The following is a 7,659-nucleotide window of genomic DNA, read 5'->3' as shown; positions in this document are numbered from 1 at the left end:
GATGGGGACGAGGCCCGCGAGCGGCGCCGGCCGCCGTCCCGCCGGCTTGCGTGTCGCCTCCCGGCCGGAGCGGCGCCCGCCCGGCGCCCCGGCGTGGACACCGGCGGCGCTCCCGGGCATAGCTGGAGCCGGCGCGGTCGGGGTTCGCGGACGCGCCGGGGCGCTGGGCCGGTCCTCGTTCGCGGCCCGGGAGACGAGCGATGCGGGATCTGGTCGAGCGGGCTGCCCGCATTGCCGAGGCGCTCACCGTCCGCCGGGAGACCGTGGCGGTCGCGGAATCCTCCGCCGGAGGGCTCGTGGCGGCCGCCCTGCTGGCGGTGCCGGGGGCCTCGGCGTACTTCCTGGGCGGCGCGGTCGTCTACACCCGCGAGGCCCGCCGCGCGCTCCTCGGGATCGACGACGAGGCGATGGCGGGCCTGCGCAGCGCGAGCGAGCCCTACGCGGCGCTGCTCGCGCGCCGGGTCCGGGAGCGGCACGGCGCCGCCTGGGGGCTGGCCGAGACCGGCGCGGCCGGCCCGGGCGGCAACCGCTACGGCGACGCGGCGGGCCACACCTGCCTGGCGATCGTGGGCCCGGCCGGGCCGCGCAGCCTGACACTCGAGACCGGCCGGTCCGACCGGGCCGCGAACATGGAGGCGTTCGCCGCGAGTCTCCTCGACCAGTTCGCGGCCGCCCTCGCCGAGGCCTGAGCGGGCCGCCGGCCTCACGGCTCGCCGGGCGGACGGAAGCCGGCCTCGCGCCAGGCCGGCCGCCGGGCGGAATCCGCCAGGTAGGCGACGAAGCTCGCTGCGGCGTCGGGCGCGGCCGCCGCCCGGGCGACGGCGCCGCCGTAGACGATCGTGAGCTGGACGGCGGGCGGCAGCGGCCCGACCACGGTCACGCCCGGGACGTGCGCGACCTCGCTCGTCGGGTAGACGCCGATCTCGGCCCCGCCGCTCGCCACGAGGTCGACGCCGCCGTCGAGCGCCGGCTTGTGGATCACCTTGTCGCGCATCGCCGCGGCGATGCCGAGCTGCTCGAGGACCCGGGCCATGTGGGCGCCGCTCGGCGTCGCGTCCGGCGTGGCGAGCACGACGGAGCGGGCCCCGGTCAGGGCCCGGCGCAGGGCGTCCGGCGTGGCGATGTCGGGGGCGGGCGCCCCCCGGCGCACGATCAGGCTGAGGCTGAGCGCGCCGAGGACGGCGCGTCCCTCGGCCCGCAGGGGCCCGGCCTCCACGAGCCGGTCGATCACCGGGACCGGCAGCAGCACCGCGTCGGTCTCCTCGCCGGCGCCGAGCCGCTGCGCGAGCGCCGTCACGACCGCGAAGGTCAGGCGGACGCGGTGGCCGGTCCGGCGCTCGAATTCGGGCACGAGGGCGGCCAGGGCCTCGCGGGGCGCCCCGCCGCTCATCACCCGGATCTCCGCGGCCCTGCCGGCGGTCGCGGCAAGGAGCGTCAGCCCCAGGGCGACGGGGGCGATGCGCGCGGCCATGAGCGTCCTCCCGAACCGGATCCCCCCGGGACGACCCCGTCCCGGAGCGCTGCACCCCGTCGGCCCGCGCCGGTCGGCGCGCGGCAGGCTGCCCGCGCGGTGTTGTGCCCGATGTCGGCCCGCGGACAAAGGCCCCGGCGCGCCGGAAGGCCGCTCAGGCCGCCCGCACGGTGGCGAGGAAGCGGGCGACCTCGGCGTTCAGGGATCCCGATTGCCGCGACAGGTCGGAGGCCGAGTCGAGCACGCGGCCGGCCGCGGCGCCGGTGTCGTCGGCCGCCCCCGCCACGCCCGCGATGTTGCGCGTGACCTCGCCGGTCCCGACCGCGGCCTGCGAGACGTTGCGGACGATCTCCTGCGTCGCGGCGCCCTGCTGCTCCACGGCCGCCGCGATGGAGGTCACCACGGCGCTGATCTCCTGGATCCGCCCAGTGATGCCGCCGATGGCCGAGACCGCCTGGTGCGTCGAGCCCTGGATGCGGCCGATCTGCCCGCCGATCTCCTCCGTCGCCCGCGCGGTCTGGTTGGCGAGGTTCTTCACCTCGGCGGCCACCACCGCGAAGCCGCGGCCGGCCTCGCCGGCCCGCGCCGCCTCGATGGTGGCGTTGAGCGCGAGCAGGTTCGTCTGCCCGGCGATGGTCGAGATCAGCGCCACGACGTCGCCGATCTTCGCGGCGGCGGCGCTCAGCTCCTCCACCAGGGCCGCGGTCTCGGCCGCCTCGGCGGCGGCCGACTGGGCGAGGCCGGCCGATCCGTTCACCTGCCGGCCGATCTCCTGCACCGACGCGCCGAGCTCCTCAGCCGCCGCCGCCACGGTGCCGACGTTCGCGGCCGCCTCCTCGGCGGCGGCCGCGACCGCGGTCGACTGGTCCGCCGTCGCGGCCGCGCGCCCCGCCATGCGCTGGGCCGTGGCCTGGAGGTCGCCGGCCGCCGCGGTCACCGAGCCGACGATGCCGCCGACCGCGTGCTCGAACCCGTCGGCCATCTGGCGCATGCCAGCCTTGCGCTGCTCCTCCGCCGCGAGGCGCGCCTGCGCGGTCTCCGCCTCGAGGGCCCGGGCGCGCAGGAGGGTGTCCTTGAACACCTGCAGGGCCTCCGCCATGGCGCCGATCTCGTCCCTGCGCCCACTGCCCGGCACGGCGACCCCGGTCTCCCCGCTCACCAGCGCCCGCATGGCGGCGGTCATGCGCTCGATCGGGCCCGCGACGCCGAGCAGGCTGAACAGGATCGCGGCGACCGAGGCCGCGACCGCCAGCCCCCCCACGAGGTAGGCCGCCAGGATCCCGGCCGCGGCCGTGTCCCGGCTGCGCTCGGCGGCCCTGACCGCGGTCTCGGCGTTCATGGCGACGATCCGCATGAGGGCGCCGGTCGCGTCCGCGTTGAGCGTCACCATCTCGGGGCCCGTGAGGACCGCGAGGGCCGCGGCCTGGTCGCCGGCCGCCATGGCGCCGGTCACCCTCTTCTCGTTCTGCAGGTAGCGGCTCCAGAGGGCCACGAACCGGTCGAAGGTCCCGCGCTCGGCCGACGCGCCGACGAGCGCCTCGTAGCGGCCCTGGAGGTCGATCAGGACCTTGCGGCTGTCGGTCAGGGCCTGCTCGTTCCGCTCGTAGGCGGCATCGTCGCTCGAGGTCGCGACGAAGCGGTAGAGGCTGATGCGGTAGCCGAGGGTCTCCGCGTTGATCTGGTTGATGATGTTCGAGGCGGGGATCCGGTCCTGCGCGATCTCGGTGATGCTGGCCTGGATGGCGCTCAGCCGGCCGATGCTGTTGACGCCCTGGATCATCACGAAAAGCATGAGGCCGAGGATCGTGCCGGCAAGAACATGCTTGATTGAGATCTTCATGACGCGCCCATCGAGGTCGTTCCGGCCGGTCGTGACCGAAACACTGGGCGCCCTGCATAGGTCGTTTTTGTTAGAGCTTGATTAAACCGGCGGGGACCGGGCGGCAAAGCCCGCCTCCACCCGCCACGACGGGCGCTCGTCCGGCGCCGTCCTGAACTTTACCGCGTCGATCTTGCCGCAACCGGCACTATCGTTCCGGGCCGGGTGCGGGCGCCGGCTCTCGCCTGCGGGGGGATGCCGCCGGCCGGGGGCGGCGCGCCGGGCTGCGCCCGCTCAGAGCACAACGTGCTGGCCGAAGGTCTCCGGCCGGAACGGGAGGCGGAACGTCACCGCGATCCCCTCGTCGATGTGCCTCACCACCGTGGCGAAGCGCTTGCCGACCGTGACGGTGCTGCCGACGGAGGGGCGCGCCACCACCGCCACGGCGGCGCCGTTCATCGAGAGGTCGAGGATGGTGCCGGGCACGGCCGCGCCGTCGGGCAGGCGCACCGTCACGGCCGTCGCGGTGGGCACGATGCGCAGGTTGTCGCGCTGGTCGGCCGGTCCGCCGTCGCGCCCCGCGAGCCATTCCAGGCGCGCGGCGATCCGGGCGCGGCGCTCGCGCCCCACCTCGACCGTCATGCTGAAGCCCCGGGGCGTCACGGCCCGGATCACGCCGGTCAGCGCGCCGACGTCGTCGAGGTAGACCGTGACCGTGTCCCCCGGCCGGCCGGAAACCGGCGCCAGCACCTCGGCGGCCTCCGGCGAGAGGCTGCGGGCCTGGCAGGCATGCTCCGCACCGCCGGGCAGGAGGTAGCGCCCGTTGATCCGCAGCGGGGCCGGCGAGGTGTCCGACGCCGGGCCTCGCTCGCCATGCAACTTAAGATCGTTTCGCACGTCGTCACCGGAATTTCTGGTAGAGTTTCCAGAGCGCCAGAACGGTTGCACCGCCAAGGTTTCCAGCACGCGATGATCGCTCCAGAGTCTTAACGCGGCGTACGCAAATGCGGCGATCGCGTCCGGTCCGGGCGCACGGCTCCCGTCTGCCCCGGTCGACGGCCGCGGTCTACTGACTGCTGATTGCGATTTCGCCCGTTGCTTCAAATGCCACGAAACCCGGTTGCAAAATCTTCCCGGGGCCGTGCTGCTCTGGGCGCGGGCCCGGCGCGGCGGAGCAGAGTGTGCATCATGGGAACGCAGGAAATCGAGGACCGGCTGGTCGCCCTCGAGACGCTGGCCACGCAGCTGATCCGCACGCTGCACCGCGCGAAGGTTCTCGGGGGCGATGAGGTCCGGGTCCTGCTCGACTCGGTCGAGGAGTTGATGATCGGGACCCCCGGCGCCGCCTTCGCGGCGCAGCAGCTGGCCGGGTCGGCCGACCCGGACGCGGCGGGGCTGCCGGTCCTCGACGAGTCGCCCGAGGCCCATGTCTGCGACGCGTTCCGCAAGATGCTCTACCGGACCGACCTGTCCTCGTAGCGCCCGCCCGGCGGTCCCCGGGCGCGGCGCCGCGGGCCCCGGGACCGCCTCAGCGCTCCGCGAGGGCGCCGAGGAGCGTCTCGTGGAAGCGGTCCGGCGCCTCGACCTGGGGGGAGTGGCCCAGTCCCGGGAACACGACGAGCCGGGCGTTGGGGATGCGCCCGGCCACCTCGGGCCCGAGCCGGTCGTAGCGCCCGAGGGTCTCGGCGACGTCCGGGGCGGCCCGGCCGGCGCCCGGCGCCGTGCGGTCCTTGTCGCCGACCATCAAGACCGTCGGCACGCGCAGCCGCGGCAGGTCCTGCACCACCGGCTGGGTGTAGATCATGTCGGAGGTCTGGGCCTGGTTCCAGGCCACCCGCTCGGCGCCCGGGCCGGCGTAGAGGCCGGCCTGCATCGCGACCCAGCGGTCGTAGTGCGGCTTCCACTGGCCGTTGTAGTAGAACTTGAGCTGGTAGGCCTTGATCCGCGCGGCCGTGGTCTTGCGCTCGTCGGCGTAGGCCGCCTCGATGGTCTGGTAGGGCACGCCCTTGGCCTGCCAGTCCTCGAGGCCGAGCGGGTCGACCATCACGAGCTGCTCCACCGATTCGGGGAACATCAGGGCGTAGCGGGCCGCCAGCATGCCGCCCATGGAGTGGCCCACGACCGTGGCGCGGGGGATGCCGAGGGCGGCGAGCAGGCCGCGGGTGTTGCTGGCGAGCTGGGCGAAGCTGAACTGGTAGCCCTGCGGCTTGCTCGCCTTGCAGAACCCGACCTGATCGAGCGCCAGCACCCGGTAGCCGGCGCCGGCCAGCACCGCGGCGGTGTCGCCCCAGGTGGCGGCGCAGAAGTTCTTGCCGTGGAGCAGCACCACGACGCGCCCGTTCGGCCGCTCGAGCCGCACGTCCATGAAGGCCATGGACACCTCCTGCCCCTGCGACGGGAAGGCGTGGCGCTGGACCGGGTAGGGGTAGTCGAAGCCCTCCAGCTCGGGCCCGTAGGCGGCCTCCTGGGCGCCGGCGGAGGAGGCGAGGAGCGCCGACAGGAGGGCGGCGGCGGCGAGGCGGGGGCGGCGGGGCATCGGGACCTTCCGGGCGCTATTCGGCGATCAGGCTCTTACAGGCCGGCGCGACGCCTGTCAGGCGGGCGGAGCCCGGCCAGGCGGGTGAAGCCCGGCCAAGCGGGCAGGAGCGCGCCTAGGCGTGCGCGGGCGGACCGGGCAGCGGGTCCGGCGGCCCAAGACCCTGGTGCCGATCGGCTTTTCCCCGGCGCCGCCCCCCGGTCCGGGCCGGGGCGCGGGGCCCGGCGCTGCACCGGCCGGGCCGGCGCCGCATCGGTCCGGCGCTTGCGTTTCGGGATCCGTCCCGCCATATAGGCGCCGGGAGGTTGGCGAGGGACGTTTCACTCGCCAACCGGGTCAGGTCCGGAAGGAAGCAGCCCTAACGAGACCGAGCGGGTTTTCGTCCAGCCTCCCACCCAGCACCTCTTCACGAGTGCGCGCGCCCCCGCCGGGGGCCCCTCTCCGAACCCGCGACCGCATGGACGAGACCTCCGGCACGCCCTCGACCGACGAGCCGGGCCTCCCCGGGTTCGCCGCGCCAGCGCCCGCGCCCGCCGCCGCGCCCTACCGCGTGCTGGCCCGGAAGTACCGGCCCAAGGATTTCGACGACCTGATCGGCCAGGGCGCGATGGTGCGCACGCTCGCCAACGCCTTCGAGGCCGGGCGCATCCCGCAGGCCTGGATGCTCACCGGCGTGCGGGGCGTCGGCAAGACCACCACCGCCCGCATCCTGGCCCGGGGCCTCAACTACGCCCTCGACGGGGAGCCGCAGGCCGGCCCGACGATCCGGATGCCGGGCCTCGGCCTGCATTGCGCCGCGATCATGGAATCGCGCCACATCGACGTGCTCGAGATGGACGCCGCCTCCCATACCGGGATCGACGACGTCCGCCAGATCATCGACGGCATCCGCTACTCCCCGGTCTCGGCGCGCTACAAGGTCTACATCGTCGACGAGGTCCACATGCTGTCCGAGAAGGCGTTCAACGCCTTCCTGAAGACGCTGGAGGAGCCGCCGCCGCACGCGAAGTTCGTGTTCGCCACCACGGAGATCCGCAAGGTCCCGGTCACCATCCTGTCGCGCTGCCAGCGCTTCGACCTGCGCCGGGTCGAGGCCGGCGCCCTGATCGCGCATCTCGGCCGGATCTGCGACGCCGAGGGCGTCGCGGCCGACGCCGAGGCCCTCGCCGCCATCGCGCGGGCGGCCGAGGGCTCCGTGCGCGACTCGCTCTCGCTCCTCGACCAGGCCATCGCGCACGGGGCCGGCCGGGTCGGGGCCGAGACGGTGCGCGACATGCTGGGCCTCGCCGACCGGGCCCGGATCATCGACCTGTTCGAGGCCGCGATGCGCGGCGACGTGCCGGCGGCCTTCGGGGAGCTGCGCTCCCAGTACGAGGCCGGCGCCGACCCGGGCGTCGTGCTCTCGGACCTCGCGGAGTTCACCCACCTCGTCACCCGCCTCAAGGTCGCGCCCGAGACGGCGCGGGCCGACACCGCCCTCAGCGAGGCCGAGCGGGTGCGGGGCGGCGGCTTCGCCGACCGGCTCTCGGTGCGGGCGCTCTCCCGGGCCTGGCAGATCCTGCTCCGGGCCATCCCCGAGGTCCAGGTCGCGGCGCGGCCCCTCGCGGCCGCCGAGATGGCGCTGGTGCGCCTGATCTACGCCGCCGACCTGCCGACGCCGGACGAGGCCCTGCGCCAGCTGAAGGAGGGCGCGGGCGTCGCGGTCCCGGCCCCGGCCGGGGCGACCGCCCAGGCCGGCCCCGGTGACCGAGTCGGCCCCGGCGCGCACCCGGGCGGCAGCGCGCAGGCGGGTGGCGCGCCGATGGGCGGCCCGCATGCGCCGATGGGCGGCCC

At 75.2% G+C, this 7,659-nt stretch carries 7 protein-coding genes and 1 other RNA gene; 4 read left to right on the top strand and 4 right to left on the bottom strand.

Annotated elements, in window-relative coordinates:
- Positions 1 to 200: 200 nt before the first annotated feature.
- The gene (locus tag DT057_RS33195) at positions 201 to 689 is read left to right on the top strand and encodes a CinA family protein (protein WP_128566286.1); all 489 of its coding nucleotides are present in this window, start codon (positions 201 to 203) and stop codon (positions 687 to 689) included.
- A gap of 14 nt (positions 690 to 703) precedes the next feature.
- On the opposite strand, the gene DT057_RS33190 is transcribed toward DT057_RS33195, so the two are convergent.
- The 3 genes from DT057_RS33190 to DT057_RS33180 form a co-directional block, all read right to left on the bottom strand.
- Positions 704 to 1,471, bottom strand: coding sequence for a molybdate ABC transporter substrate-binding protein (locus tag DT057_RS33190; protein WP_128566285.1), 768 nt, complete (start codon positions 1,469 to 1,471; stop codon positions 704 to 706).
- A 154-nt stretch (positions 1,472 to 1,625) separates the two neighbouring features.
- Positions 1,626 to 3,311 carry a methyl-accepting chemotaxis protein gene (locus DT057_RS33185; protein WP_128566284.1) on the bottom strand — a complete coding sequence of 562 codons (1,686 nt, stop codon included), beginning with the start codon at positions 3,309 to 3,311 and terminating at the stop codon, positions 1,626 to 1,628.
- A 273-nt stretch (positions 3,312 to 3,584) separates the two neighbouring features.
- On the bottom strand, positions 3,585 to 4,169 hold the full coding sequence (locus DT057_RS33180) for a PilZ domain-containing protein (protein ID WP_128566283.1): 585 nt from the start codon (positions 4,167 to 4,169) through the stop codon (positions 3,585 to 3,587).
- Positions 4,170 to 4,478: 309 nt separating this feature from the next.
- Here DT057_RS33180 and DT057_RS33175 point away from each other — a divergent pair, with 309 nt between their 5' ends.
- Positions 4,479 to 4,769, top strand: coding sequence for a hypothetical protein (locus tag DT057_RS33175; protein ID WP_128566282.1), 291 nt, complete (start codon positions 4,479 to 4,481; stop codon positions 4,767 to 4,769).
- A gap of 49 nt (positions 4,770 to 4,818) precedes the next feature.
- On the opposite strand, the gene DT057_RS33170 is transcribed toward DT057_RS33175, so the two are convergent.
- Complete coding sequence (locus DT057_RS33170; RefSeq protein WP_128566281.1) at positions 4,819 to 5,826, bottom strand: alpha/beta fold hydrolase; 1,008 nt, start codon at positions 5,824 to 5,826, stop codon at positions 4,819 to 4,821.
- Positions 5,827 to 6,125: 299 nt separating this feature from the next.
- Between DT057_RS33170 and ffs the strand changes: the two genes are divergently transcribed.
- Together ffs and DT057_RS33160 are read left to right on the top strand one after the other, a co-directional pair.
- Positions 6,126 to 6,222, top strand: an RNA gene (ffs, locus tag DT057_RS33165) — signal recognition particle sRNA small type.
- Positions 6,223 to 6,283: 61 nt separating this feature from the next.
- Positions 6,284 to 7,659 (top strand): DNA polymerase III subunit gamma/tau (locus DT057_RS33160; protein WP_244937424.1); only part of this gene is annotated, 1,376 nt, incomplete at its 3' end.

Source organism: Methylobacterium crusticola (assembly GCF_003574465.1).
Classification (GTDB): domain Bacteria; phylum Pseudomonadota; class Alphaproteobacteria; order Rhizobiales; family Beijerinckiaceae; genus Methylobacterium; species Methylobacterium crusticola.
The sequence above is the reverse complement of the archived record's forward strand: the minus strand, read 5'-3'. Positions and strand labels throughout refer to the sequence as shown.